The 22,139-nt window shown below is 60.9% G+C and carries 28 protein-coding genes and 1 tRNA gene; 8 read left to right on the forward strand and 21 right to left on the reverse strand.

The window, feature by feature from the left end; translation table 11 throughout:
* Positions 1 to 73: 73 nt before the first annotated feature.
* The 3 genes from ACGVKB_RS06240 to ACGVKB_RS06250 are packed head-to-tail and all read right to left on the reverse strand — an operon-like array spanning position 74 to position 3,821.
* Positions 74 to 1,432 carry a sensor histidine kinase gene (locus tag ACGVKB_RS06240; protein ID WP_392350405.1) on the reverse strand — a complete coding sequence of 453 codons (1,359 nt, stop codon included), beginning with the start codon at positions 1,430 to 1,432 and terminating at the stop codon, positions 74 to 76.
* A complete protein-coding gene (rodA, locus tag ACGVKB_RS06245; protein ID WP_392350406.1) occupies positions 1,432 to 2,742 on the reverse strand; it encodes a rod shape-determining protein RodA in 1,311 nt (436 codons plus the stop codon). Before rodA ends, ACGVKB_RS06240 begins: the two co-directional genes overlap by 1 nt.
* A 2-nt stretch (positions 2,743 to 2,744) precedes the next feature.
* On the reverse strand, positions 2,745 to 3,821 hold the full coding sequence (locus ACGVKB_RS06250; protein WP_392350407.1) for a P-loop NTPase: 1,077 nt from the start codon (positions 3,819 to 3,821) through the stop codon (positions 2,745 to 2,747).
* A gap of 119 nt (positions 3,822 to 3,940) precedes the next feature.
* Between ACGVKB_RS06250 and hemF the strand changes: the two genes are divergently transcribed.
* Positions 3,941 to 5,029: an oxygen-dependent coproporphyrinogen oxidase gene (gene hemF / locus ACGVKB_RS06255; RefSeq protein WP_392350408.1), complete on the forward strand. Its 1,089-nt coding sequence runs from the start codon at positions 3,941 to 3,943 to the stop codon at positions 5,027 to 5,029.
* On the opposite strand, the gene ACGVKB_RS06260 is transcribed toward hemF, so the two are convergent.
* From ACGVKB_RS06260 to ACGVKB_RS06270, 3 genes are read right to left on the reverse strand one after another with little or no spacing between them, the layout of a single operon-like run.
* Entirely contained in the window at positions 5,022 to 5,855 is an 834-nt protein-coding gene (locus ACGVKB_RS06260) for an N-acetylmuramoyl-L-alanine amidase (RefSeq protein ID WP_392350409.1), read from the reverse strand. The genes hemF and ACGVKB_RS06260 overlap by 8 nt on opposite strands.
* 3 nt (positions 5,856 to 5,858) lie before the next feature.
* On the reverse strand, positions 5,859 to 6,413 hold the full coding sequence (locus ACGVKB_RS06265; protein ID WP_392350410.1) for a cofactor assembly of complex C subunit B: 555 nt from the start codon (positions 6,411 to 6,413) through the stop codon (positions 5,859 to 5,861).
* Between the two features lie 51 nt (positions 6,414 to 6,464).
* Complete coding sequence (locus tag ACGVKB_RS06270) at positions 6,465 to 6,848, reverse strand: PadR family transcriptional regulator (protein ID WP_392350411.1); 384 nt, start codon at positions 6,846 to 6,848, stop codon at positions 6,465 to 6,467.
* 114 nt (positions 6,849 to 6,962) lie between these two features.
* On the opposite strand from ACGVKB_RS06270, the gene ACGVKB_RS06275 reads away from it, so the two are divergent.
* Positions 6,963 to 7,607: a ribonuclease D gene (locus tag ACGVKB_RS06275; RefSeq protein ID WP_392350412.1), complete on the forward strand. Its 645-nt coding sequence runs from the start codon at positions 6,963 to 6,965 to the stop codon at positions 7,605 to 7,607.
* 23 nt (positions 7,608 to 7,630) lie between these two features.
* Here the strand turns inward: ACGVKB_RS06275 and ACGVKB_RS06280 are convergent, their stop codons facing one another.
* Positions 7,631 to 7,891: a hypothetical protein gene (locus tag ACGVKB_RS06280; protein ID WP_392350413.1), complete on the reverse strand. Its 261-nt coding sequence runs from the start codon at positions 7,889 to 7,891 to the stop codon at positions 7,631 to 7,633.
* Positions 7,892 to 7,913: 22 nt separating this feature from the next.
* Positions 7,914 to 9,134 carry a lipid-A-disaccharide synthase-related protein gene (locus tag ACGVKB_RS06285; RefSeq protein WP_392350477.1) on the reverse strand — a complete coding sequence of 407 codons (1,221 nt, stop codon included), beginning with the start codon at positions 9,132 to 9,134 and terminating at the stop codon, positions 7,914 to 7,916.
* Positions 9,135 to 9,188: 54 nt separating this feature from the next.
* On the opposite strand from ACGVKB_RS06285, the gene ACGVKB_RS06290 reads away from it, so the two are divergent.
* Positions 9,189 to 9,259: transfer RNA gene (locus ACGVKB_RS06290), tRNA-Cys, on the forward strand.
* An 11-nt stretch (positions 9,260 to 9,270) separates the two neighbouring features.
* Here the strand turns inward: ACGVKB_RS06290 and ACGVKB_RS06295 are convergent.
* Positions 9,271 to 9,753 (reverse strand): hypothetical protein, encoded by a 483-nt coding sequence (locus tag ACGVKB_RS06295; protein WP_392350414.1) that lies wholly within the window; start codon positions 9,751 to 9,753, stop codon positions 9,271 to 9,273.
* Positions 9,753 to 9,920 carry a hypothetical protein gene (locus tag ACGVKB_RS06300; RefSeq protein ID WP_392350415.1) on the reverse strand — a complete coding sequence of 56 codons (168 nt, stop codon included), beginning with the start codon at positions 9,918 to 9,920 and terminating at the stop codon, positions 9,753 to 9,755. Before ACGVKB_RS06300 ends, ACGVKB_RS06295 begins: the two co-directional genes overlap by 1 nt.
* A gap of 48 nt (positions 9,921 to 9,968) precedes the next feature.
* Between ACGVKB_RS06300 and ACGVKB_RS06305 the strand changes: the two genes are divergently transcribed.
* On the forward strand, positions 9,969 to 10,928 hold the full coding sequence (locus ACGVKB_RS06305) for an aldo/keto reductase (protein WP_392350416.1): 960 nt from the start codon (positions 9,969 to 9,971) through the stop codon (positions 10,926 to 10,928).
* Positions 10,929 to 10,936: 8 nt separating this feature from the next.
* Here ACGVKB_RS06305 and ACGVKB_RS06310 read toward each other — a convergent pair whose 3' ends face one another.
* The gene (locus tag ACGVKB_RS06310; RefSeq protein WP_392350417.1) at positions 10,937 to 11,560 is read right to left on the reverse strand and encodes a histidine phosphotransferase; all 624 of its coding nucleotides are present in this window, start codon (positions 11,558 to 11,560) and stop codon (positions 10,937 to 10,939) included.
* A 122-nt stretch (positions 11,561 to 11,682) separates the two neighbouring features.
* Positions 11,683 to 12,720, reverse strand: coding sequence for a phosphoribosylformylglycinamidine cyclo-ligase (gene purM / locus ACGVKB_RS06315; protein ID WP_392350418.1), 1,038 nt, complete (start codon positions 12,718 to 12,720; stop codon positions 11,683 to 11,685).
* Between the two features lie 312 nt (positions 12,721 to 13,032).
* Between purM and ACGVKB_RS06320 the strand changes: the two genes are divergently transcribed.
* Together ACGVKB_RS06320 and ACGVKB_RS06325 are read left to right on the forward strand one after the other, a co-directional pair.
* A complete protein-coding gene (locus ACGVKB_RS06320; protein ID WP_392350419.1) occupies positions 13,033 to 13,587 on the forward strand; it encodes a septal ring lytic transglycosylase RlpA family protein in 555 nt (184 codons plus the stop codon).
* Positions 13,588 to 13,601: 14 nt separating this feature from the next.
* Positions 13,602 to 15,107: a bifunctional pantoate--beta-alanine ligase/(d)CMP kinase gene (locus tag ACGVKB_RS06325; protein WP_392350420.1), complete on the forward strand. Its 1,506-nt coding sequence runs from the start codon at positions 13,602 to 13,604 to the stop codon at positions 15,105 to 15,107.
* 2 nt (positions 15,108 to 15,109) lie between these two features.
* Here ACGVKB_RS06325 and ACGVKB_RS06330 read toward each other — a convergent pair whose 3' ends face one another.
* From ACGVKB_RS06330 to ACGVKB_RS06370, 9 genes are all read right to left on the reverse strand, one after another.
* A complete protein-coding gene (locus tag ACGVKB_RS06330; protein ID WP_392350421.1) occupies positions 15,110 to 15,589 on the reverse strand; it encodes a low molecular weight protein-tyrosine-phosphatase in 480 nt (159 codons plus the stop codon).
* On the reverse strand, positions 15,586 to 16,161 hold the full coding sequence (locus ACGVKB_RS06335) for a HEAT repeat domain-containing protein (protein ID WP_392350422.1): 576 nt from the start codon (positions 16,159 to 16,161) through the stop codon (positions 15,586 to 15,588). The genes ACGVKB_RS06330 and ACGVKB_RS06335 overlap by 4 nt, the downstream gene beginning before the upstream one ends.
* Before the next feature lie 68 nt (positions 16,162 to 16,229).
* A complete protein-coding gene (locus tag ACGVKB_RS06340) occupies positions 16,230 to 17,078 on the reverse strand; it encodes a HEAT repeat domain-containing protein (protein WP_392350423.1) in 849 nt (282 codons plus the stop codon).
* Between the two features lie 13 nt (positions 17,079 to 17,091).
* Positions 17,092 to 17,580 (reverse strand): phycocyanin subunit alpha, encoded by a 489-nt coding sequence (cpcA, locus tag ACGVKB_RS06345; RefSeq protein ID WP_392350424.1) that lies wholly within the window; start codon positions 17,578 to 17,580, stop codon positions 17,092 to 17,094.
* Between the two features lie 43 nt (positions 17,581 to 17,623).
* Positions 17,624 to 18,142, reverse strand: coding sequence for a phycocyanin subunit beta (locus ACGVKB_RS06350; protein ID WP_392350425.1), 519 nt, complete (start codon positions 18,140 to 18,142; stop codon positions 17,624 to 17,626).
* Positions 18,143 to 18,315: 173 nt separating this feature from the next.
* Entirely contained in the window at positions 18,316 to 19,092 is a 777-nt protein-coding gene (locus ACGVKB_RS06355) for a phycoerythrobilin:ferredoxin oxidoreductase (RefSeq protein ID WP_392350426.1), read from the reverse strand.
* Entirely contained in the window at positions 19,089 to 19,793 is a 705-nt protein-coding gene (locus ACGVKB_RS06360) for a 15,16-dihydrobiliverdin:ferredoxin oxidoreductase (protein WP_392350427.1), read from the reverse strand. The genes ACGVKB_RS06355 and ACGVKB_RS06360 overlap by 4 nt, the downstream gene beginning before the upstream one ends.
* Positions 19,793 to 20,377, reverse strand: a complete 585-nt coding sequence (locus tag ACGVKB_RS06365) for a phycobiliprotein lyase (protein WP_392350428.1) — start codon at positions 20,375 to 20,377, stop codon at positions 19,793 to 19,795. Before ACGVKB_RS06365 ends, ACGVKB_RS06360 begins: the two co-directional genes overlap by 1 nt.
* Before the next feature lie 30 nt (positions 20,378 to 20,407).
* The gene (locus tag ACGVKB_RS06370) at positions 20,408 to 20,623 is read right to left on the reverse strand and encodes a hypothetical protein (protein ID WP_392350429.1); all 216 of its coding nucleotides are present in this window, start codon (positions 20,621 to 20,623) and stop codon (positions 20,408 to 20,410) included.
* A gap of 357 nt (positions 20,624 to 20,980) precedes the next feature.
* Between ACGVKB_RS06370 and cpeB the strand changes: the two genes are divergently transcribed.
* Together cpeB and cpeA are read left to right on the forward strand one after the other, a co-directional pair.
* Positions 20,981 to 21,535, forward strand: coding sequence for a class 1 C-phycoerythrin subunit beta (gene cpeB / locus ACGVKB_RS06375; RefSeq protein WP_392350430.1), 555 nt, complete (start codon positions 20,981 to 20,983; stop codon positions 21,533 to 21,535).
* A 59-nt stretch (positions 21,536 to 21,594) separates the two neighbouring features.
* The gene (cpeA, locus tag ACGVKB_RS06380) at positions 21,595 to 22,089 is read left to right on the forward strand and encodes a class 1 C-phycoerythrin subunit alpha (protein WP_392350431.1); all 495 of its coding nucleotides are present in this window, start codon (positions 21,595 to 21,597) and stop codon (positions 22,087 to 22,089) included.
* The last annotated feature ends 50 nt before the right edge of the window (positions 22,090 to 22,139 follow it).

Genomic DNA, 22,139 nt, shown 5'->3' on the forward strand with positions numbered 1-22,139 from the left:
TGGAAAGTAGCACCGTGAGCAGGGCAAATTCCTGCCCGCGAAAGCATCCTTCACACCCGTCAATAAAGCCCAGTCAGCTGAGCTCTGCGTCTGTGGCGACGGGAAAGAACACGGTCAGGCTGCGGTCATGCAGTTGCCGGAAGCGGCCTCCGAGACTGGCCATCAGCTGACGCGTCGCAGCTTGGCTCAGCTGAAGACTTCCGGTGGCTGGATTCCAGCTCAGCACCGGGCCAACCTGGGCCTGTGTGCTGCCGTGGTTTGAGGGATCCGCGCTCGCTCCGCCGTCCCGCTTGGGCTGTTGCACCAGAATCTGCAGCTTGAGTCGGGCTCCGGCTGCCCTGAGAACCAGCTCCAGGCGACTTCCTGCACTGAGGCCGCGGCTGGTGCGGTCGATCAGGCCACCCAGCATCGGTTCCAGCCGACTGGGGTCGCTCAGGACCATCGGCAGGTGTGGATCCAGATCGAGGCAGAGGCTGACGCCACGTCGGTCGAGCTGGTCCTTCCACCCGGGTGCCAGCGATTCAAGGATGGCCGCGAGGTCGGTGCGGGCCAGAGTCGTTTCAGCGGGTTGGCGCTGCAGTTCCGCGGCATGGAAGATCAACCCGAAGCGATCGATCTGCTCGCTGCACTCGACATCGATTTGCTGCAGCCGTTGCAGCGCAACGGCGGGGAGATCACGGCGGCGAAGCAGGGAACGGATCAAGGTGCGAATCGTGGCCAGGGGAGTGCGCACCTCGTGGGTCAGGGCCTCCAGCAGGGACAGCTCCTGTTCTTGGTCGCTGGCTACGGCTCTGGCCGCCTCTGGAGCGGCCTGCAGCGTGATGCTGGGAGCCATCCCGGTGAGTCGTTCGGCGACCTGTGGCCAGAAGCGATCACTCCAGCGTTCCTCGCTGTGGAGTGGACCAAGGGCTTCCAGCTCCTGTTGCAGCGCCATCGCCTGGGCTGGATCCTGCTTCCGGAGCCGATGACCAATGAGCGTCAGCGCCTCGCTCAGTGTGGGTGTGTCGCAGCGCATCAGCAGTTGGCGCTGATCGGTCGGTCCATGCAGGGCCAAGGCGACCTGAAGCTGCGGTGTGATCACGAGGAGAAACGGATCGTCGCCGTCGTCGTCCAGCAGGGATAAGCGATCGAAGCGATGGACCGTCTGTGCCCCTCCGCCGGGTAAAGCCCGCTCAACAGCTGTGAGGCGTTCAATCGATTCCGGTGCCCAAACCCACCCCCTGAGTTGACTGATCAGCGATGGGGCATAGAGCGCCGGTAAGGGGGCCGCCAGCCAAACCCCCCGCGGTTGATCTGATTGGTTGATCAGCGCTTGTTGGAGGGTCTCCAGGGCGGCCCACCAAAGCCGTCGCGCCCCAGCGTCATCGCAGCCACCTGCCGGTACGCCCTCGGCTAAGCGGCTTCGCAGGGTGTGGAAGCTGGCCTGGACCATCAGCGCAGGATGTTGAGGCGCCGGCTTTGCTTCACCACCGAGAGGCAGAGCCCAAGCGCAATGAAATTGACCACCATCGCTGAGCGCCCATAGCTCAGAAAGGGGAGAGGGATTCCGGTGACAGGGCCGAGGCCGATGGTCATAAAGATGTTCACCACCACCTGGAACATGATCATCGTGCCGATGCCAATCACCACCAGCGATTCGAAGTCGCTGCGGGCATGGCGGGCGACCTGGAGCAGGCGTCCCATCAGCAGGGCAAAGCCCACGATCACCAGCAGACAACCGAGGAAACCGGTCTCTTCTCCCAATGCGCTGAAGATGAAATCGGTGTGCTGCTCTGGAATGAAGCGCAGTTTGGTCAGCTGACCCTGGAGCAGTCCGGTGCCGAACAGGCCGCCTGAACCGATCCCCACGGTGCTTTGAAGCAGGTGATATCCACCGCCCAGGGGATCTTTGCTGGGGTCAAGGAACAGAAGCAAGCGGTCGCGTTGATAGTCCTGCAGAACGACGCCCCAGAGAATGGGGCTCACGATCAGCGTGCTGATCTGAATGGCCCCCATGGCGAGTGCGGAGAGTCGTCTCCAGGGCAGGGAGCGAAACGCGAGCAACGCGGTGAAAACACTCCAACTCACCAGCGCGATCCAAATCGGCGTGGTCTGTTCGACGAAGGCCTGACTGACGAGGCTTTGCAGGTTGGTCGTCTGCAATCCATCCCAGGGGAGTTGCAGCGATAACAGGACTGTCAGCAGCGGCGACAGCAGCAGGATCACCCACTCCACCGGCATCCCGGACCAATAGAGCATCGTCAGCATCAAGGCGCCGAACACCAGTGATGTGCCCAGATCCGGTTGGATGAAGACCAGCAGCCACGGAACTGCAATCACCCCGAGGGGCCTCAGTAGATCGATCGGTCGCTCCACCGGGTGACGTTCCAGCACAGCTGCCACCAGCAGGATGACAGCGATTTTCGCGAATTCGGACGGCTGAACATGAATGCCGCCGATGCTGATCCAGCGCTGGGCGCCCAGCGCGGTTGTCCCGATCAGTCGGACGGCAATCAGGCTGATCACCGTGAGGCCATAGAGGGGCATCAACAGCGACTGCAGGCGCTGCAAGGGCAAGCGCTGCAGGATGAGGGCGATCACGACGCCCCCGAAGGCTGTGAACCAGTGGTCGTACCAGTCCGCGTAGTCAGCCTGGCGCTGGGTGCTGGCGATCAGAACACCGGCGATGGCCACCATGGCGAGTGGAACTCCCCAGAGAATCCATTCCCGCTGCTGTCGACGGCGGCGGCGGCGGGACAACATCGTCAGGAGGGTTGGGTGACGTGCTGCAGCACCCGATCAGCCAGGCCAAGGAACTCAACGGCGCTGGGGGAATCGGATCGGCTGATCACGATCGGTCGACCGGTGTCCCCACCTTCCTGAACCGGCATTTCCATCGGGATCTGGGCCAGAAGGGGGACGTCGTAATCACCGGCCAGTTGGGCTCCCCCACCACTGCCAAACAGGGCGTAACGCCGATCGGGCATGTCTGGAGGAATAAAGGCGCTCATGTTTTCCACCACACCCAGCACAGGAATGCCCATCTGGCGGAACATCGCCAGGCCGCGACGGGCGTCCTGCAGGGACACCTGCTGGGGAGTGGTCACGATCACAACGCCTGCCATGGGGACAGCCTGGGCCAGCGACAGCTGGGCATCACCGGTGCCCGGTGGTAGGTCCACCACCAGAACGTCCCGCTCACCCCAGTCGGCCTGGTAGAGGAACTGTCGGATGATGCCGTTGAGCATCGGCCCCCGCCAGATCACCGGCTGGTGATCGTCGATCAGCAGGCCCATGGAAACCATGGCGATCCCGCAGCTTTCGATCGGGATGATCCGCTGCTGATCACCGCTCCCTTCAACCTGAGGAGTCTGATCGGCGACTCCGAGCATGGTCGGAGCATTGGGGCCGTAGATGTCCGCGTCGAGCAATCCCACTTTGAGCCCGGTCCGGGCTAAGGCGCAGGCCAGGTTGACGGCCACCGTGCTCTTGCCCACGCCGCCCTTGCCGCTGCTGACGGCAATCACCTGGCGAACGCCGGGTATGGCCTGGCGCTCAGCCTGCTGGCCGTGACCGGCTTGTCCGATTCCACCCTGGCTCGGTGCCGAGCCAACCTCGATCTGAACGTCGTCGATGCCGTCCAGTTTCAACAGGGCATCCCGGGCTTCCGCCACGATGCGATCGCGCTGGCTCTGGGCAAAGCCCGGCAGATTGAGGCGAAAAATGGCCCGTGGGGAGACCACGCGAACCTGGTCAATCCAACCGAGTTCCAGGGCTGATCGTCCGCTCCCAGCGTCTTTGACGGCGTCGAGGACGCCATTTGCCTGCGCGGCCGAGACCATCAGTTCAATCAGTGCGAGCTGGATCCTAGAAGCGTTCTCCCGTGACAGTCCCTCACGGAGCCTTGTCGGGGTCTGGGCTGACCTGTTTAGGTTTCCTGACTCCCTGGTTTCCTCAGCGCATGGTCCGATCCTTGATACGACGCCTCCGCGGACGCGAGGCGACGGGCTCGACCATGCCGCAACTGGCCTTGCCCCCCAAGGATTCCCGGGAGCGTGCCCGGGCCATGGTGATGGGCCTCCAGGACGAAATCTGTGCGGGCCTTGAGGCGCTCGACGGTGAGGGGCGCTTTGCGGAAGAGAGTTGGGATCGTCCCGAAGGAGGAGGTGGCCGCTCCCGCGTGATGCGTGAGGGCCGGGTTTTTGAACAGGGCGGCGTCAACTTCTCGGAAGTTCAAGGGCAGGAGCTGCCCCCCTCAATCCTGAAGCAACGCCCGGAAGCCAAGGGTCACCCCTGGTTCGCCACGGGAACATCCATGGTGTTGCACCCGCGCAATCCCTACATCCCGACGGTTCACCTCAATTACCGCTATTTCGAGGCGGGCCCTGTCTGGTGGTTTGGCGGTGGGGCTGACCTCACGCCGTATTACCCGTTCTTGGATGACGCCCGTCACTTCCACAGAACCCACCAGGCGGCCTGTGATTCGGTGCACCCTGATCTGCACAAGGTTTTCAAACCCTGGTGCGACGAATACTTCTTCCTGAAGCACAGGGATGAAACCAGGGGCGTTGGTGGAATCTTCTATGACTATCAAGATTCCAGCGGGGTGCTCTACAAGGGTCAGGATCCCAATGGCCCTGCGGCGAAGGTGTCCTCAGAGCTGGGGGCCCGACCCCTTGGGTGGGAACAGCTGTTCGCCTTGGGGCAAGCCAATGGACGGGCCTTCCTGCCCTCCTATGCGCCGATCGTTGAGAAGCGTCATCCGATGGCCTATGGCGAGCGAGAACGTGAGTTCCAGCTGTACCGCCGTGGTCGCTATGTCGAGTTCAACCTCGTCTGGGACCGAGGAACAATTTTTGGCTTGCAGACCAATGGCCGAACCGAGTCGATCCTGATGTCGCTCCCTCCGCTTGTGCGTTGGGAATACGGCTACAAGGCTGACGAGGGATCGAGGGAGGCGTTGCTGACCGATCTGTTCACCAAGCCCCAGGACTGGCTGGGCGATGCCTCGCTGGATGAGCGTTGCCGCCCCCATCAGGCGATCAACTGACGCCCTTCACCAACGCGTTCACCACACGTTCGGCCAGGCATTCCACCGTCTGGTCCCGTGTGGCGGGGTCGCGGAGCTTGGTTTCGAGTGGTGGCTCAAGCATCCCGATTTCTAAAATTCCGATGCCGCGCCGGGGTCCGCCGAGGCCGCCTCGGAAGTTGACGGGAAAGCGTCCGAAGGCTTGTCCGAGGGCTTCATCCACCCGGTTGAGCGGGCGATTGATGGCGGGAATCAGTCCAGACCCGAAGCCATGGGGGCTGTAGGCATCGAAATGGATCTCGAGGATGTACTCCCCACGGGCTGAGAGCGTTCTGGCTTGAGACCAATTCGTTCGCGGGTCGTTGTCATTGCGGATGGTCAGCGCCGGTGGTCGGTAGCCGCGGATGTTGAGCCCTGCCTCCTTCCCTTGGCGCACCACCTCGTCCTGGACCTCAATGTTCCAGAACAGTTCATCCCGCATGGCGGCATCCATCGGTGGTTGCCGTTGAACATCAACGGCGTAACCGGGGGTGCCGGCACTGGGCATGTTCTGCGAGTCGGCATGACCGGCCATCACAACAATCGGCAGGGTCGGGCTGACCGCTTGACGCCCCAGCCAGCGACCCGGTTGTTTCGTCCGTGCTCCGAGCAGCGGATCGGGCTGTCCTGCTTGGGGACAGTGATCGGCTCCCTCCACGGGACGGATGGTGGCCTTGGGCGTGTCCGGGAGCCAGTTGTTGGCTTTGGGTGGTCCCTCGGCCGCTTGGGCCAACACCATCAGGCTCAACACGCTGATCAACAGGGGCAGAGAGACCCTCCGACGTCGCAGCCACGTGTGCACAGGCATGGTTCAGATCGGAGACGACAAAAGGGATCCATCGCTGGCGAGCTGCAGTTCACGACCGAGCTCAAGCTCGATCGCAATCAATTCATCCCGATGGGCGCGCAGGCGCAACTGGCTGCCGTCGGCGTCGGAGCCATTCATCAGTTGCAGTTCAAGACTTTCCATTCGCGATGCCCGTCGCCTGTAGATCCACCCCGCGACAGGTCCCAGGGCGATCAAGGCCAGCGGCCACCAGCCGAGTGCAGGGGTGAGCTGACGCAGCACCAGGCCAAAACAGCTGCCTCCGATGGCGGCCAGGATCGACAGCAACACCGCCAGCGGTGTGCTGGAGGTCACCTGCCCGCGGAAGCGCAGCACCTGACGGTCGACATCCCCGCCGTCTCGGATCCATCCCCGCTGCTCCAGCCAGCTGCTCAGTCCGTCGAGCACCGTGATCGGCGGTTGAGGGGATGTGACATCCACCACCGTGGTGCGGTCCTTGCTGGCTGCGCGGAGAAAGAAGACCAGGCCGATTGCCAGCAGAACGGTCAGCAGCAGTGTGGACTGAAATCCAACAGGCATGGCGGCCGGTGAAATCGAGATCCTTTCTAAAGGTGCAACGGCCGCGGCGGTTCAAGACAGCATCAGCTGATGACTGCTGAGCCAGCTGTGCCAAGGGGTCATGAGCTTCTGGGCCTGTTGGCGTGCTTCCGCTTGAAGGTGAAGCATGCGTCTGGGCCGCCCCCGACTGGGACAGCGCTTGCTGTAGGTGGTGATGGAACCCTGCTGCTCCAAGAAGGCCAGCGCCTGTTGGAGCACCGTTTCTGACAGACGCAATTGGGGATTGGTCTGGGTGAGCTCCTGGAGCAGGCCTGATGGGTAGTTGTCGTCCTTCAGCAGGCAGTCCAGGACCCAGCAAACCGCCAACTCAAGATCCAGAAATTGCGGCGGAGGCTGCTGGAAATACTGCTCAATGTCAGCCAGGCAGCTCCGTGAAGGCTTGCGACGTGAAAACACATTGGAAACGACGCTGGTCTTATCTAAGGCGATCTCAATTTGAGTTTCAAGCGGTCTTAGTGGAGAGGGCTCCGTCTTGACCTGCAGACTGCAGGCCTCCTGCTCCACCGCTGCATGGCTGTCTCCCAGTGCGAACCGGCTGAGTTTGCTGTTTTTGACGGCGATCTCGATGATCAGTGGACTGAGCGCTACCTCCAGGTGACCACCCTGGCGGTGGACACCGAAGCGATGGGGTTGATCCACGGTCGTGACCGTCTCTGTCTGGTCCAGATCGCTGACGAACACGATCGCGTCTGCTGTGTGCGCATCGGACTTGGCCAGCAGTCAGCCCCCAACCTCCAGCGGGTTCTGGAGGCTCAGGGCGTTGAAAAGATCTTTCACTTTGCCCGGTTTGATGTCGCCGCCCTGGCCAGTGGCCTTGGCATTGAGGTGGCTCCCTTGTTCTGTACCAAGGTCGGCAGCCGTCTGGCGCGGACCTACACCCCGCGCCATGGCTTGAAGGATCTGGTGATGGAGCTGGTCGGGGTTGAGCTGGACAAAGGGGCTCAAAGCAGTGATTGGGGCCGTGTGGATGAGTTGACCGATGTCCAGCTGGCCTATGCCGCCAATGATGTGCGTTATCTCATCCCAGCTCGACGGCAGCTGGAGGTGATGTTGCGCCGTGAAGGGCGCTGGGAGCTGGCTCTGCGTTGCTTCAGCTGTGTGGCCGTGATGTCCGAGCTCGATCGGCTGCGCTTTCACCAGACGTTCGAGCACTGACCCAACGGAACCATCGCTCCTGCTCAGTCCTCCAGCATGAAATTGGCATCGCCTTCGCTGGCGCTGAGCAGGGTGTCCAAGGTTTCCCTTTGGCTGCTGCAGTCGTTCCCGGCCAAGGATTCGAGCAGTTCTTCGGCTTTGGCTCGCCTTGAAGCGATGTCACGTTTGCCGTCCTTGGCCGCGGCTTGGTCGACATGTCGCCTGGCGCTGGCCAGGCTGATGCTCATCGCACTCGCCAGACGGGCACAGAGTTTTACGTATTCCGCGTCCTGAATCGCCGCCATCACAAACGCCTATTGACCACCGTCAGTATCCGTGTAGGCGTTCCACAACGAGTTCGGCCAGGCGCTGGCTCCCCCCTGCGCCTCCCATGCGTTGCTGGCCGATCTGCCCAAGGCGTTGCCTCAACCCCGGGTCGTCCAGCAGCTGACCCAGCCGTTGTCCCAGCTCCTGTTCGCTGGCGCAGGGTCGGACGGCTCCCCCCAGCAGTCGGCTTTGACGTTGCGCAAATCCCAGCTTGAACTGGGGGCCGCGACCCGGCAGTGACAACGCTGGGATCCCGAGTCCAACGATCTGTTCCGTGGCGGTTCCGGCGGTGGCAATGGCGGTCTCCGCCCAGCCAGCCCAGCGGTCGAAGCAGCCGGGGCCGATTAAGACGAGTTTGGTGCTCTTCACCCAGCAGGCGGCTGCACCAAGGTCATCCGAGGGTGACAGGCTCCGGCGATAGCCCTGGCGACTCAGGCTGGATTCCAGATCCTGGAGGTTGGGCTGGCCTCCCACGGCCACAAGGATGGCCACGGGAACCGGCGTCTGCAGATGCTCTAGGCCGGCGAGGAGGTGGTGAAAGTTGCGGGAGGCCTCCGGTGTTCTGCTGCCGCACAGGAGCAACACGCGCCGGCAGCGCTCAAGGGCTGCAGGGGGGGCTTGCCGATTCAACCCGTCCATCATCGGGTTGCCCGGGGCGAGTGCTGCGACGCCGTGGCGTCGCAGCCCACGGGCGGTCAGGCGGTCTCGCATGGCCACGAAACGGCAGCGCCGGCTGCGCATCAGGAGCCATTCCCAGGGGTCCCATTCACTGCCTTTGAGGCGGTGGTAGCGGTCGCTCAGGGCCCGGCCTGGACCACTGCGCCAGGTGTAGTCGCTTTTGGGTGTGCCGATGAAGGCGAAGGCTGCTCCACAGCATCGAGCCATCAGCAGGGGCAGGAGATCACCCACGGCCAGGACGGCATGGCCATCGTTCGCCTGGTGTTTCAGCACCCGCCATTGCGTCCAGCTCATCCATGCCAATCCAGCCCTGAGGTCCGCCAGCAGGCCTTTGACGCTCTGATTGCTGAAGCCACCGCTGGGAAGGTTGGCCTTTGGCCCGAGTCGTCTCAGCCACCCGGCTTCGACGGCGTTGTCGAAGCTGCTGCCACGCCCGACGAGCGGCAGAACGGCCAGATCCATGGACGGGCGCAGTTGGTGAAGGGCCTCAAGGATCCGGCGGGCGATGAGGTCTTCACCATGTCCGTTGCAGATGACCAGCAGGCCCGAATGGCTGCGGCTGATACGATCTCGCTCGTGGGATGCAGATCCCTGAACGGCGGCATGGCCAAGTGGTAAGGCAGAGGATTGCAAATCCTTTATCCCCAGTTCGAATCTGGGTGCCGCCTTTGATTGCATTTCAGAGTCGTGCCTCGGCACGCAGGTGTTCTCCGTCAGACGTCCGACTGTCGCAGATCACCTGCTTCGTGGTGATGCGGCATTCCCCGGTCATCAGCTTTGCGCCCGAGGCTCCATCGGGTAGTCCACGGGCATTGAATCGGATCCAAGAGCCACTGGTGACCTGTCCCGTCCAGGTTGATGGAGTTAGGCGACAGCGTTGCTCCTGGCAGACCAGCGCATCGTGATTGCTCAAATCTCGACTGACATAGGTCAGCCTGACACTGGCTCCAGACGGGCGTTCTGATCCGATGAAGCGGATCCGCAGGCTGTGATCATCGGCTTGCTGAAGCACGAGCCCATGGCAGGGCAGTCTCCGGGCGTTGCGTGTCAGCGTGCAGTTGTTCAGCTCGGTTTCATACCGCTCAAGGGCTTGAGCGACGCAGGGATGAGCGATCACCAGCACGAGCAGTGCGAGCCACCAGCCACGGTGTGGGTCACCCATCAGTACTGGCTGTCTGCGACACACATCCCAAGACAGCGAATGCCGTTACTGGCGGTGCGTCTGCAGTGGTCGCAGAGGACGGGGTCATCCGTGGATGCCTCCTTGGTTCCATCGGCTGACTGCGATGGGTTGCCGAGCTCTTGAGCCTGGGTGGGTTGCGGAGACATCCCGGTCGTTGTAGTGCAACGATCATGGCGTTCTGCACGCGTGCCCCGTTGAGCGGAATCGGTTTCGGAACCTGGTCGTGGGGGAATCAGCTCGTCTGGGGGTATCGGCCCGAACGTGACGATCTTCAGTTGCAGGCGACCTTCCGACAGGCTTTGGCTTCGGGGCTCAATCTGATCGATACGGCTGATTCCTACGGCACGGGTGCCTGGACGGGACGCAGCGAGTCGCTTCTCGGTGAATGCATTGCGGCCCTGCCCGCGACTCGACGGTCCGAGCTGGTCGTGGCCACGAAGCTGGCTCCGTTCCCCTGGCGGCTCGGACGCCGTGGCTTCGATCGGGCCTTTGAGGCCAGTCGCCGACGCCTCCGGGGGCATTTGCATCGCGTTCAGCTCCACTGGAGTACGGCCCGTTACGCCCCTTGGCAGGAGGTCGCTCTGCTGGACGGATTAGCGGATCGCGTTCTGGAAGAAGATGTCCTCGAACTTGGCGTTTCCAATGTTGGTCCCCGTCGACTGCAGTCGATGCACCGACATCTGCTGGACCGCGGTGTGCCGCTTCGGAGTGTGCAGGTCCAGTTTTCGCTGCTCTCACCGCAGAGTTCCGGAGAGGACACTCTGTTGGCGTTTTGCCGCGCCGTCGGCATTGAGGTTCTGGCATACAGCCCCCTGGCGTTTGGGATCCTCTGCCAACCCCCCGGTGCCAAGCCCCATGCGGAGACAGCGCTGCGTCGGCGCATTGAAACCAGGCTCCTACCCGCAAGCGAACCCCTGCGTTTCGAGCTCCAGCGCATCGCTCTGTCCCGAAAGGTCTCTCAGACCCAGGTGGCCCTGAACTGGTGCCGGGCCCATGGCGCCACACCGATCCCTGGGCTCCGTCGTCCATCACAGGCCAGGGACGTTGCCGCTGCATTGACGTGGCAAATGACCGGGGAAGAACGGGTTCAGCTGGATCGCCTTCGCGCGGCCTGCACCCGGCGGATGCCTGAAAATCCGTTTCTCAGTGACTGAGTCGAGACTCAGGCCTCAGCTGCATTTTCAGGCGGATCGGGGCTGACAACCACAGGCAAGCTTTCGCTGTCTGCACCACGGATCGGCACCACTTTCACGGGTTGCTCGACCGGCTCCACCAGGGCCTTTTGCTGCTGCTCGCAGGCCGCTAACGCTTCCTGGAGAAGGGAATCAAATGTATGGCCGGGCAGTCTGTGGCGTGCCACCTCGAGGAAGGTGCGTGGTAAGGACTCTCCGGCGGCGTGGCGCAGTGCCGGGTTGTTGCGGCGTTGCTCCTGCTCTTCCTCAATGGATCGGATGAAGCGGCGCGTGACATCTCGTTTGGTCGTTGCCTTGATCAGGGTGTCCCGATCCTGTTGGCTGTGACTGAGTTCCTGTTCCAGCTCGGAGATCCGTCGCTCGAGGCTGGTCAACACCTCCTCGGCTTCTTTGGTGATGTGCGCTAGCTGTCCATCGGAGAGGTACGGAAGATCAGCAACAAAAACTTTTCCGTGGTCGCGCAGCGTTAGGAAGGTTGGACGCGGCCCCTGACGGTGTCCACGGTCTTGACCGGACGAAATCGGACGGCGAGGAGGTGTCGGTCCCGCTGAGGAACGACGGCGGGTTGTCCGCTGTGATCTATCAAAAGCCATTGGAACTAATCAGTTGTATCGACGCTGCTATCGGAAGAAAAATCCGATTCGCTTGAACGTATTTTAGGCGACCAAACCGTTCAGCACTCGACGGATTCGAATGCCGTTGAGAACCGATGTATTCAGGCGGGGAGTCCCAGGAGGGCGGGTTGATCGGCGGCGTCCCGAGGTGTGACGGCCCCGATGCACCAGGCGAGATGTCCACTGTCGGCGCACTGATGGAGCGCTTGCTCAACGTGCTGTTCAGGCACCACAAGGCAATAACCGACTCCCATGTTGAAGGTGTGCCAGAGGTCGCGTTCAGGAATCTCTCCAGCCTGTTGCAGCCAGTCGAACAGGGGCGGACGCGGCCAGCTGTCGGGCTCGATTTGAACACTGACGTTGGCCGGGAGGCAGCGGGGAAGATTTTCGGGAATCCCTCCACCTGTGATGTGTGCCATCCCATGGATGGCGATGTCATGGCGCAGCAGGGTTTGCACCAGGTCTGGATAAAGCCGCGTTGGTTTCAGCAGGTCCCGAATCAAGGGGCGTTGGTCTGCCCCGTAACAGGTCTGATGGTCAGCACCGGCGGCTTCGAGAACCCTGCGAACAAGGCTGTAGCCATTGCTGTGAACACCGCTGCTGGCGACGCCGATCACCTTGTCCCCTGCCCCAATTTTGCTGCCATCAATCACCTCATCCGCTTCGACCACAGCAACGCAGAAACCGGCGAGGTCGTAACGGCCTGCTGGATAAAAGCCAGGCATTTCAGCGGTTTCGCCGCCCAGCAGAGCGCATCCGCTGCGTCGGCAGCCCTCGGCGACGCCTTCTACGACCTGGGCCATGGCTTCTGGGCTGAGTGCCCCTGTGGCCATGTAGTCGAGAAAGAAGAGCGGCTCGGCGCCTGATGTGATCACGTCGTTGACGCACATCGCCACCAGGTCGATGCCGACGTCGTGATGGCCTTCATGCTCCTGGGCCAGCTCGAGCTTGGTTCCAACCCCATCGGTCCCTGAGACGAGGAGGGGCTGGCGCATCCCGGCTGGAAGGCGCATCATTCCACCAAATCCACCAAGCCCGCCCACGACCTCTGGCCGATGTGTGGCTTCGACGGATGAACGGATTCGTTCGACGAACGCGCGACCCGCTTCGACGTCGACGCCGGCGCTTTTGTAATCCATGGCTCAGCTGATACCCCCTGATCCTGCAATGGCGTCGGGCGCGTGACGGTTGGAGGTTCGGACTTTGCTTGGATTAGCCCGGCTTGTTGCCCTGATGAGCCCTGCTAATTGATAGCGGTGCGTGCTTTGGCTTCGTTGAATGAGGCCAGCACATCTTTTGCAGGCCTTACCGCTCCTCTGCCGCTCGTTTGCGGGGCCCGCCGCTGTCAAGCGGCGATGCATGCGTTCTCTATACCCTCAGCACTAATTACTCGGTCCAGATTCCTCAACGACATCTGCCACTTGATGGGTGATGCCGAGGGATCGCTAAAGATGCGAAGCCTCTTCAGCCTGCTGTCACTCAGCACCGTTTTGGTCGCCGGAGTCACCCTTCTGCCCGTGTTGGCCAGTGACTTTGATGCACGAGAGATCTCCGATCCGCTTGATGTTCTCAATCGAGTCGAGCCAACTGAAGCTGATGCCCCTGGATTGACGGCTCCCACGGCGACACTCCGTCCGGAAGACATCAAGGAGTCGTTGGCTCCAGCTCAGGCCACGCTCCCTGAACCCAAGGTCAAGCCGGTGCCAGATGTCGTTCGTGTCATCACCGGTGAGGCCAGTTGGTACGGACCAGGTTTCTACGGAAATCGCACGGCCAATGGTGAAGTCTTCCGACCCGGAACGATGACGGCCGCGCATCGCACCCTGCCCTTCGGCACCAAAGTGCGCGTCACCAATCTGTGGAATGGTCGCTCCGCGATCATTCGCATCAACGACCGTGGCCCGTTCATCGGCCATCGTGTGATTGATCTGGGCCATGGTGCCGCCAGCAGTCTTGGCTTGATCGCCTCGGGCATTGCTCAAGTGCGCCTCGAGGTGCTGCGCTGAACCCTCTCCCTCTGTTGCGGACACAGGCTGACCTGAGGGCCTGGCGGCGAAAGCAGTCGGCTCAATTGATCTTTGTTCCGACCATGGGAGGCCTGCATCAGGGCCATGCCGCGTTGATTCGCACCGCTGCATCGCATCAGGCGACGGTGTTGGTGAGTGTGTTTGTGAATCCGCTGCAGTTCGGCCCAGCGGAAGATTTTGAGCGTTACCCCCGCACCCTCGAGGCCGATTGCCGGCTTGCTGCTGATGCCGGAGCCGACGCGCTCTGGGCTCCATCGCCTGAGGTGATCTATCCCGCGGGTGCTGAGGACTGCTGGCGCCTGCAGGTGCCAGCCTCGCTACAACAGCACCTGTGCGGCCAGGGCCGGCCGGGGCATTTCGACGGTGTGGCCACCGTGGTCTCGCGGTTGTTGGCCCTGGTTCAGCCGACGCGGATGCTGCTTGGGGAAAAGGACTGGCAGCAGTTGACCATCCTGCGCCAACTTGTTCAAGACCTTGCCCTACCGGTGCAGATCGAGGGGGTGCCGACGGTGCGTGCGTCCGATGGACTGGCTCTCAGTTCCCGCAACCAGTACCTCTCGGACGAGGAGCGTTCACGGGCAGTGGCCTTGCCTCGGGTTCTCAGGGCAGCCGCGACAACGGAGTCTTTGGCCTCGATCAAGGCCGCTCTGGATCAGGCGGGTCTGGACGTGGAGTATGTAGAGAGGGTTGATCCGCACACCCTGCAGCCTTGTGGTTCGGAGATTGCGATCTCCCTGCTGGCCGCGGCGGTGCGCTGCGGGACGACTCGGTTGATTGATCACGCGTTTCTGATGACCCGCCAGCCCCTTGTTGCGATTGATGGTCCGGCTGGCGCCGGAAAGAGCACCGTGACCCGCGCCTTTGCCGAGCACCTTGGCCTGGTTTATCTGGATACGGGCGCGATGTACCGCTCGGTGACCTGGTTGGTGCAGACACGGGGGGTGGATCCGGCGGACGCCGCTGCGATCGAACCCCTGCTTGATGGGCTTGATCTGCAGTTGCGGTCGCTGCCGGGGGGTGGTCAGCAGGTGTTGGTGAATGGTGAGGATGTGAGTGTCGCCATCCGTTCTCCGGAGGTCACGGCATCGGTGTCTGCCGTTGCGGCTCATCGCTGTGTTCGTCAGGCTCTGACCGCTCAGCAGAAAGCAATGGGTGCCAAGGGCGGTTTGGTGGCCGAGGGGCGCGACATCGGCACCGCCGTCTTCCCCGATGCGGATCTGAAGGTCTTTCTCACGGCAACCGTCGAGGAGCGGGCCCGCCGTCGGGCCTTGGACCTTGAGCAACGGGGCTTCCCCGTGCCTGAACGCACAGCCCTCGAAGAGCAAATTGCAGAGCGGGATCGCCTCGACAGCACCCGCGAGGAGGCCCCATTGGTTCAGGCTGACGATGCCCTGGAGCTGGTGACTGATGGCATGAGCATTGATGCGGTCATCCAGTCTCTGGTGCAGCAGTTTCGTTGTCGCGTCTCTGAAGAGGCTTGGCCCACACCCGCCGGATGAACTCAGTTGGCCTGGCTGAGCTCATCCAGGAGGTTGGAGCAGGCATCCTCTAGGAGGTCGAGCACATGCTCGAAGCCGGCTTCTCCGCCGTAGTACGGATCCGGGACTTCGGTTTCGCTGAAGTTCTGGGCGTAACGCAGCATCGGTTCGATCGAGGCCGTGGCGCGTGCGCCTGCTTCGCGGGCCAGCCCGCCGACCGCTGACAGGTTGTCGTCATCCATGGTGAGGACGAGGTCGAACGTGGTCAGGTCGTCGAGGCTGATCTGACGTGCCCGGCTTGGCAGTTCAATGCCGCGGCGATTGGCGGCAGCCTGCATGCGTCGGTCCGCTGGATTGCCCACATGCCAGCCGCCTGTGCCGGCTGAATCGACAACAAACTGATCCTCAAGACCGCGGGTTTTGATCAGATGCAGAAAAACCCCTTCTGCCGCTGGAGATCGACAGATGTTGCCGAGGCAGACGAACAAAAGCTTCTGGGTCATCCGTCGGTTAAGCGATGAAGGGCAAGCTCGGCCCGAAGTCGCACCACCTTGACATCTTCTTGGTCGTCATCGGCCAGATTTTGCAACGCCTGCCGGCCAGTGGCGCGTGGGGATTGAGGACAGGCCGGGTCGAGTAGCCGCCGTTCCAGGCTGACGATGACGGCATAACGAACAGCCCATTCGCGATCGTGTTGGGCCAGCACAAGCGCTCGGATGCACTGGTCTTCTTGCGTTTTCGCTCTAGATAATTCCGCTGACAGTTGTAATTTCCCCAAGCCTTTCGCAGCGGCTCGGCGCACGCTCGGACCGATGTCTTGGCCGAGCGTCTGGATCAACATTTCCAGTGCGCAAGCATCACCGATGTCCGCCAAAGCGCGAACAGCCCATGCGCGTGCTCCGTAATTGTTGGGGTCCAGCTTTTCGAGGATCAGCGGAGAGGCGGCCGGTCCAAGTGCAACAAGTCCTCCCACAGCGAGCCCTGCGAGTGCCGGGTTGTTGTAACCGATGACTTCGAGCAGCTTTGGCACGGCTCCAAGTTCGTGACAGCGCACAAGGTCGGCTGTTGCGCTCATCAGTTCGATACTGGTCGTTGCGGCGTCAACGGCGGCGAGCGCTTCTCTTAACTCAAGCGAGATTGTTGTCATAAGAGGCTGTCCATCGCGCTCAACACGGTTTCAAGGGCTTGCTCATGACTCATCTCCGCATGCTGGAGCCCCCGTGGATGTTCTGCTAAACCACGCAGAGCAATGAGTTTGATACTGCTTTCAACAGGACTTCGGCGGATTAAATCCAACGCTGGAATCCAGCCACAAGCTCCTATATCCAGCAAAACACCACGTCGGATCTGCGTTGATGCATGCTCGAGCAACCCGGCGAAGCTATCGCCATAGATCGCTTGTTCGGTGAGTTGAAGGAGTGCTCTGCTGGTCGCGGAGCGAATGAGCGGACGTTGATCGTCGATGAAATTCTTCAACCGCTCCAGAATCTCTCCGGATGAAACTCCGAGATCTCCGAGTGCCTCCAGCTGTGCTTCTAAGAGGCGATCTTGTTTGGTTTCATTCCCCTGGAGCGAGGCAAGGATCAAAGGAATTGCTGCTTTTAAACCTGTTGATCCTGCGGTTCGTGCTGCCTCCTCACGAATGTTCAAATCGGAATGAAGCAGGCTTTCAAGAATTTCCGGGCCGGCTTGCTGCCCATCAAGGTGCACCAGTGCCCGCAACACATTGAGTGCAAGAGCACGGCTCTCTGCGTTGGCGTCTCCCTTTGCATTTAGGTAGTCCCGCAAGGCGCTGCGCAGCAGCGGAATCGTTTCTGGATGTTGGCTTCGTTCGTGTCCTAGCCACCATGCTGCGTAATACCGATTGGCAGGGTCATCGGTTTGTCTCAGTCGATGGAGAGCTTCCTGCTCATCAATTGGGGTGCCTTGCTCTGTGTTCATCGTCTCCGCTTCAGCATTAAAAAAGGCTCCCCTGAGGGAGCCTTGATGCATCACCGCGTCTGAATCAGACCAGTGCGTTGATGGCGTAGTCGAGATAGGTGTTGGCTTCGCCAGCAGCATCACCACTCAGGCCGTGGTTGGCTTTGATGTGCTTCAGAGCTTCCACGTACCAGGAGGGGGAGAGCTCGAAGGTGCGGTTGATTTCGTCCAGGCCAGCCAGGAGATAGTCGTCCATGGGGCCGGTGCCACCAGCCACCAGGCAGTAGGTGACCATGCGCAGGTAGTAACCGACGTCACGGGAGCACTTGGCTTTGCCCTCAGCAGTCGTCGAGTAGTTCGAACCCTGCATCTGGGTGGTGTAGGGGAACTTGGTGTAGACGGCCTGGGCAGCACCGTTCACCAAGGTGTCAGCTTTGCTGGTGAGAGCCTTGGCGGCCTCGAGAGAAGCTTTGGCGCGGTTGAAACGACCGAAGGCACCCTGGATTTCGGTGTTGCTGAGGAAACGGCCCTGGGAGTCAGCAGCGGCGACTGCTTCGGTAAGAGGGGTTTTCATGAATCTGAAAAAGGGAGATGTGAACGTCTGAGCCGGGTCGCGATCAGGCGACGGCGGCGGCAGCGCGGTCGAAGTAGGTGCCGATTTCGCTCATCAGGGCGGTGCAGTCACCGTTGGTGATGCCAGCCTTGTCGTTGGCGATGGCGATGGCAGCGTCCTTCATCAGGTTCACGCCAGCGGCGACGGAAGCGCCAGGGGTGCCGAGAGCCAGATAGGTCTCGCGCAGGCCGTTCAGGCAGCGGTCTTCCATCACGGAAGCGTCACCGGTGAAAACGGAATAGGTGACGTAGCGGAGGATGATCTCCATGTCGCGCAGGCAGGCAGCCATGCGACGGGAGGTGTAAGCGTTGCCGCCGGGTGCGATCAGCGCAGGCTGTTGCGCGAACAGCTGGCGTGCTGCATCGGCAACGATCGTGGATGCGTTGCTGGTGATGCGGTTGACGGCATCCAGGCGCTTGTTGCTGTCGGAAACCATCGCGGCCAGCGCGTCGATTTCGCTGGTGTTGAGGAATTGGCCCCGGGCATCGGCCTGGGCGACCACCTTGGTGAAGGCGTCGAACATGTTGGTGCTCCTGTGGACTACGTCTGGAGAAAGTCTTCAGACAGGGATGGGGTGCCGGGAGGCAGGTCGCATCCCGTCGGTGAGGATTCTGGCCAACGGTTCAGAGAGCTCCCGACGGCTGTTCATAATGCTTAACTGCCATGCTCTGGCTGGGCGCCAGCGCTCTCTGAGATCTAAAGATCGAAGAGCACATCGTGGATGTAGGCCTCCGTCCATTCACTGCCGTAGAAGCGGCTGAGCATGCCCCGAGCTGGATCTTTTTCTGCTCGGTACGCGGTGTAGCGCTGTTGTCCAGCCAGAAGATGGCGGGAGCGCACGTCGTCCACGGGTTGTGCCGTGCTGATGAGCTCCAGATAAAGGTTGAGGTAGTCACGAAATGCCGGCTTGATCACCGTTTCGATCAGCGCATCCCCTTCAGCACCCAGAGGAATCCGTGTCCAGAGAAATGCGGGTGAAAAGTACGGTTGCGCTTCCTCGGGAATGGGGCCTCCATCCGGTAATTCTTGTCTCCATCGCTCAAAGAGCGGCATTAATTTCTCCCAGACGGGCCCGGTGTGGCGCTCGTCTTGCTTATCCACAGGTTGCAGATCCAGGGCCAGAAGATGGCCGTTGGGGAGCGTGACCAGATCGGCGCCGAAGAAGGGGAGGTCGTAGTGGCAACTGGGATTGATCACGAAATTGAGCACCGACGCCGCAGCTCCGGCTTCGACGCAGGCGGCTCTCACCTGACGAAGCTTGTCGGTGCGGCAAGCCCACGTTGCTGTAGTGACCTGGACTGGTTTGGCTTTGGATCCCGTCGTCCCCTCTTGTTGCAAAAAGCGTTCAGGGACTGAATACGCTTGAGGTTCAAACGGTTGCAGGGCTTGAACGGCGTGATCGAGAAATGGTTGCCAGCGCCATCCATCGATTTGAACCGGGTCGAGGCTGCTGCTGCGGTTGAGCGTGCTCATTCGGATTGGCTGGCAGGGAAGAGAAATTCGTGGAGGAAACGGTCGGACCAGTCCTTCCCGAAATGGCTTGTGAACAGGCCGTGGGCTGGGTCTCGCTCTGCGCTGTAAACGTCGTAGTCCTCCTGTAAACGTTTGACGTCTGACTCGGGTAGCGCCGAGGCTTCAGCAGCATGGTCATGCATGCCCCAGTAGGCCTCCAGAAATGCCTTGAAGGCTTGGGGCAATGACCCTGTTGCCTGGTCAGCACCACCTCGGCAAAACAACAACCACGGCGAAAAGTATTGATTGGGGTCAAAGGAGCGCATGGTCTCCTCGCCATTGAGGTCCGGAAATTGATCATGCAGGGCTCGCAAGCCCTTGAAATGACGCTCTAGATAATCAGGATCCTGAACCAGTGGTTGGAAATCCAGGACGGCGACGAGCTTCTGACGCGCGCCAAACCACAACAGATCGACCCCCATTAAGGGATGGTCGAAACTGTGATCCGGATAGGCCACTGAATTCAGTACCTGCAAGCTGTCCCCGGCATCGAGCCGAGTGACCCGCCAGCGGCGAAATCCCGGAACCGACCACAGCCAGCTGTGAATCACTCCACCGCTTTTTGCTGACTCGCAGTGGTCGAGACCGTCGGGGATGGCGATCTGTTGTCCGCCACGGTTCTGGATTCCGTCATGCAACTGATCGAGAAAGGAATCGAACATCAGCCGATCGTTTGGGAAGGATTCGTGTCGGCGATGGCACGTGCCCGCTCTGCGATGGTTCTGATGTCATCGTCCTTCGGGCAACGCAGTTCGGTGCAATAGGTCGTCATTGACACGCCGTTAAGACATTGCACCGAGCTCACGCGCATGCGCACTTGGTCTGAGACAAACCAGCAGCGCTCTGTGCCGACGTTGGTGTCGTACCGAGTGGTGATGGTTAGCACTCCGTCGTCGGCAAAGGTGTAAGTGCTGATGACCGCTTGTTTTTCCACGTATCCGACGTCACGAAGCAGGAATCCCTTCCTGGGATCGTCTGATTCAGGGACATCGACAATCACGGCCGCATAGTCGTCATTGCGGACGCCTTTCTTCAGGTTGCTTTCCCACCAGAAACGACCTCCACCAGCTGCGCGAGCTGGGTCAACTTCCAAGGAATCGCACACCTTGATGACGACCGGGTCATCAGCGTTGAAAGGTTCAATGACCAGATTGGAATCGGCTGCTTCATCGTCTTGATGGTCCAGATGATGAATGGAGCGCCGATTCAGCCAGGTGCCTCGACTGGCGTCCAGGAAAGCCGCCATGGTCAATGGCTGTTCAAACACGCTCATCACCTAGGCGTTTTGCATTACATCGCGTTGTCGAAGCAGCTGCACAAGCACTTCGTCCAGACGTTGGAGTTCCGCGTGCTCGGCAACGGTGGCATCGATTCGTTTTTGGGGAAGTTTGAGTTTCTTGCCCATGGCAATGACGTCATCCCGCAGACGATTGCGATAGGCCTCGAGTTCCTCAATCGAGTCTTGAAGTTCCTGGAGAGTCGGTTCGGACATCTGAACGTGGTGCTGTGGCGAGGGTAAGCCTCATCCAATGTCCGTGGACTTGAACCCTCCTTTTCTTAGTAGTGCAAGCGCAGTTGAAACAATATGGAGCAGCGCTTTTGCGTTGTCGACTCCCGAGAGGTGTAGTACCTGTCCGGTCCTGCAGGATGTCTCAACATTTGTTCGTCAGATGACGAACCGTTGCGTGACCGCGCGACCTTGGCCAGTGCCCCCCGATGCCCCGGTTACTTTTCTGGGGCGCTTCGCAACGCCTGGCCTGAATTGCCGGATTTCATTCCTTCCGGGGAGTGTTCTCAAGGTCTTCACTCCTGGCATAAAGAGGCTATCCCTTCACTGTCTGGCTCTCCAATGCTCGACGCATTCTCCCGCTCCGTCGTCAGCGCCGACGCCAAAACCGCTGCCGTTGGCGCTGGCGACATCGCCGCCCTCCGTCAGTACGTTGCCGAAGGCAACAAGCGTCTGGACGCTGTTAACGCCATCACCAGTAATGCCTCCTGCATCGTTTCCGATGCTGTGACTGGCATGATCTGCGAGAACACCGGCTTGATCCAGGCTGGCGGTAACTGCTATCCCAACCGCCGCATGGCTGCTTGCCTGCGTGATGGTGAGATCGTTCTTCGCTACATCTCCTACGCCCTGCTCGCAGGCGACGCCTCCGTCCTCGACGATCGTTGCCTGAACGGCCTCAAGGAGACCTACATCGCACTGGGTGTTCCCACTCAGTCCGCTGCCCGTGCCGTGGCCATCATGAAGGCCTCCTCCACCGCCCACATCGGTGAGACCAACACCCCTGCACTGGGTGGCACCAAGTTCCGCAAGATGGAGACCGCTCAAGGCGATTGCTCCGCTCTGGTTGCTGAGGCTGCCTCTTACTTCGACCGCGTGATCAGCGCAGTCAGCTGAGTTCATCAGGTTTTTTTCCTACCTCCTCAACGCAAACCTTCATCTAAAGGATCTCCACGATGAAATCCGTCGTCACCACTGTTGTGACCGCTGCTGATGCAGCAGGTCGCTTCCCTTCTCAGAACGACCTCGAAGCCGTTCAGGGCAATATCCAGCGTGCCGCTGCTCGTCTGGAAGCTGCTGAAAAGCTGGCTTCCGGCCTCGATGCCGTCACCAAGGAAGCTGGCGATGCTTGCTTCAACAAGTACCCCTACCTCAAGCAGCCCGGTGAAGCTGGTGAGAACCAGACCAAGGTGGACAAGTGCTACCGCGATCTGGGCCACTACCTGCGCCTGATCAACTACTGCCTGGTTGTTGGCGGTACCGGCCCTCTGGACGAGTGGGGCATCGCCGGCGCTCGTGAGGTGTACCGCACCTTGGGTCTTCCCACCGGTCCTTACGTCGAGGCTCTGACCTACACCCGCGATCGCGCTTGCGCTCCTCGCGACATGAGCCCCCAGGCTCTGAACGAGTTCAAGTCCTACCTGGATTACGTGATCAACGCTCTCTCCTGAGCGCTCGTTCTACGTCACTCATTGATAAAAATAAGGAGGCCGAAAGGCCT

Origin of the sequence: Parasynechococcus sp. (genome assembly GCF_042954325.1) — a bacterium.
In the GTDB taxonomy this organism is placed as follows: Bacteria; Cyanobacteriota; Cyanobacteriia; order PCC-6307; family Cyanobiaceae; genus Parasynechococcus.

Coding starts and splice junctions, on each gene's coding strand:
- ACGVKB_RS06240 (WP_392350405.1), bottom strand. CDS start 1,432: ATGGTCCAGGCCAGCTTCCACACCCTGCGAAGCCGCTTAGCCGAGGGC.
- rodA (WP_392350406.1), bottom strand. CDS start 2,742: ATGTTGTCCCGCCGCCGCCGCCGTCGACAGCAGCGGGAATGGATTCTC.
- ACGVKB_RS06250 (WP_392350407.1), bottom strand. CDS start 3,821: ATGGTCTCGGCCGCGCAGGCAAATGGCGTCCTCGACGCCGTCAAAGAC.
- hemF (WP_392350408.1), top strand. CDS start 3,941: ATGGTCCGATCCTTGATACGACGCCTCCGCGGACGCGAGGCGACGGGC.
- ACGVKB_RS06260 (WP_392350409.1), bottom strand. CDS start 5,855: ATGCCTGTGCACACGTGGCTGCGACGTCGGAGGGTCTCTCTGCCCCTG.
- ACGVKB_RS06265 (WP_392350410.1), bottom strand. CDS start 6,413: ATGCCTGTTGGATTTCAGTCCACACTGCTGCTGACCGTTCTGCTGGCA.
- ACGVKB_RS06275 (WP_392350412.1), top strand. CDS start 6,963: ATGGCTGTCTCCCAGTGCGAACCGGCTGAGTTTGCTGTTTTTGACGGC.
- ACGVKB_RS06280 (WP_392350413.1), bottom strand. CDS start 7,891: ATGGCGGCGATTCAGGACGCGGAATACGTAAAACTCTGTGCCCGTCTG.
- ACGVKB_RS06295 (WP_392350414.1), bottom strand. CDS start 9,753: ATGGGTGACCCACACCGTGGCTGGTGGCTCGCACTGCTCGTGCTGGTG.
- ACGVKB_RS06300 (WP_392350415.1), bottom strand. CDS start 9,920: ATGTCTCCGCAACCCACCCAGGCTCAAGAGCTCGGCAACCCATCGCAG.
- ACGVKB_RS06310 (WP_392350417.1), bottom strand. CDS start 11,560: ATGGCTTTTGATAGATCACAGCGGACAACCCGCCGTCGTTCCTCAGCG.
- purM (WP_392350418.1), bottom strand. CDS start 12,720: ATGGATTACAAAAGCGCCGGCGTCGACGTCGAAGCGGGTCGCGCGTTC.
- ACGVKB_RS06320 (WP_392350419.1), top strand. CDS start 13,033: ATGCGAAGCCTCTTCAGCCTGCTGTCACTCAGCACCGTTTTGGTCGCC.
- ACGVKB_RS06330 (WP_392350421.1), bottom strand. CDS start 15,589: ATGACCCAGAAGCTTTTGTTCGTCTGCCTCGGCAACATCTGTCGATCT.
- ACGVKB_RS06335 (WP_392350422.1), bottom strand. CDS start 16,161: ATGAGCGCAACAGCCGACCTTGTGCGCTGTCACGAACTTGGAGCCGTG.
- ACGVKB_RS06340 (WP_392350423.1), bottom strand. CDS start 17,078: ATGCATCAAGGCTCCCTCAGGGGAGCCTTTTTTAATGCTGAAGCGGAG.
- cpcA (WP_392350424.1), bottom strand. CDS start 17,580: ATGAAAACCCCTCTTACCGAAGCAGTCGCCGCTGCTGACTCCCAGGGC.
- ACGVKB_RS06350 (WP_392350425.1), bottom strand. CDS start 18,142: ATGTTCGACGCCTTCACCAAGGTGGTCGCCCAGGCCGATGCCCGGGGC.
- ACGVKB_RS06355 (WP_392350426.1), bottom strand. CDS start 19,092: ATGAGCACGCTCAACCGCAGCAGCAGCCTCGACCCGGTTCAAATCGAT.
- ACGVKB_RS06360 (WP_392350427.1), bottom strand. CDS start 19,793: ATGTTCGATTCCTTTCTCGATCAGTTGCATGACGGAATCCAGAACCGT.
- ACGVKB_RS06365 (WP_392350428.1), bottom strand. CDS start 20,377: ATGGCGGCTTTCCTGGACGCCAGTCGAGGCACCTGGCTGAATCGGCGC.
- ACGVKB_RS06370 (WP_392350429.1), bottom strand. CDS start 20,623: ATGTCCGAACCGACTCTCCAGGAACTTCAAGACTCGATTGAGGAACTC.
- cpeB (WP_392350430.1), top strand. CDS start 20,981: ATGCTCGACGCATTCTCCCGCTCCGTCGTCAGCGCCGACGCCAAAACC.
- cpeA (WP_392350431.1), top strand. CDS start 21,595: ATGAAATCCGTCGTCACCACTGTTGTGACCGCTGCTGATGCAGCAGGT.